Annotated in this window: 1 protein-coding gene; it reads right to left on the reverse strand. The window is 60.0% G+C overall.

Annotated features, from left to right (window positions below):
* A partial coding sequence (locus ACTHUM_RS16815; RefSeq protein WP_440403529.1) for a translocation/assembly module TamB domain-containing protein occupies positions 1-690 on the reverse strand: 690 nt, incomplete at both ends.

Here is a 690-nt window from a genome sequence, read left to right on the forward strand (position 1 = left end):
GCGGATGGTGTATTTCAATTCGCCGCCGGAGGAGCGCGTGCCGATGCGGGCAACGGCTTGGATAGCGCGGGTCAGTTGGTACACGAGTTTGACGGATTGTTCGGCGCTGGAGATGCCGTATTCGTAACCTGCGTAGAGGTTGTTGGTGAGCTGTTTGCCGACGGTCAGGACTTGTTCGGCAGGGTTGAGCTCGCCGGTTTGGGCGTTGCGGCTGCGTTTGCTGGTAAAGCCCAAATCATCGACAAGGCCGATGCGGTCGTTGACTTGACCGGCAAGCAGCGCGCTGGCGGCAGCGGAGAGTGTGGCGTTGTCGCCGTCGCTGCCGCTGCTGGCACGGTTGAGGATGAGCCAGGAGAGTTTGTCTTTTTCACTCATGGCTTCTTTGGCAACCAAGGTCACGCGCGGATTGCTGAGGCTGCCGAGGACTTCGACACCTGCGCCGACCGGGGAGAGACGACGTTCGGCACGGATGTTGAGGTTCGGATCGGTCAGCGGGCCGACAAAGGAAACCGAGCCTTTGGTGATGTCGAGGTCTTGGCCGTAGGCTTTGTAGCGGCCTTTGACAACGCGCACGGTACCGACGCCTTGGACGGCTTCGCCCGGATGTGATGTGATGGCCAGTTTGCCGCCGATGGTAACGTCTGCGCCGTAGCCGACAAAACGGACATTGTCGTTGATGTTCAAGACAAG

The sequence above is a fragment of the Neisseria sp. P0021.S006 genome (genome assembly GCF_051956895.1).